Raw genomic sequence first — 232 nt, 5'->3', positions numbered from 1 at the left:
GGGAGTTGTGCTGTGTCGGGAGATCGGGTCGTGGGTGTGGATCTTGAGGAGCTGCGTGCGTTGATTGCTGAGGAGTTGGAGGTTCCGGTGGGGGAGGTGACGGAGGAGGCGGATCTCAAGGAGGACTTGGAGGTGGATTCGTTGACGGCGATGGAGGTGGCGGTGCAGTTGGAGAAGAGGTATCGGATAAAGATCGACGAGGAGGAGATCGCGTCGCTCACTTCGCTGGCGA

At 59.9% G+C, this 232-nt stretch carries 1 protein-coding gene; it reads left to right on the top strand.

Annotation, left to right across the window (positions count from 1 at the left end; all coding sequences use genetic code 11):
- Window positions 1–30 precede the first annotated feature (30 nt).
- Window positions 31–232, top strand: a 202-nt coding sequence (locus tag UWG_RS34310) for an acyl carrier protein (protein ID WP_237720238.1), incomplete at its 3' end; no start/stop codon positions are given.

The organism is Streptomyces xiaopingdaonensis (genome assembly GCF_000262345.1).
GTDB lineage: Bacteria > Actinomycetota > Actinomycetes > Streptomycetales > Streptomycetaceae > Streptomyces > Streptomyces xiaopingdaonensis.
The sequence above is the reverse complement of the archived record's forward strand: the minus strand, read 5'-3'. Positions and strand labels throughout refer to the sequence as shown.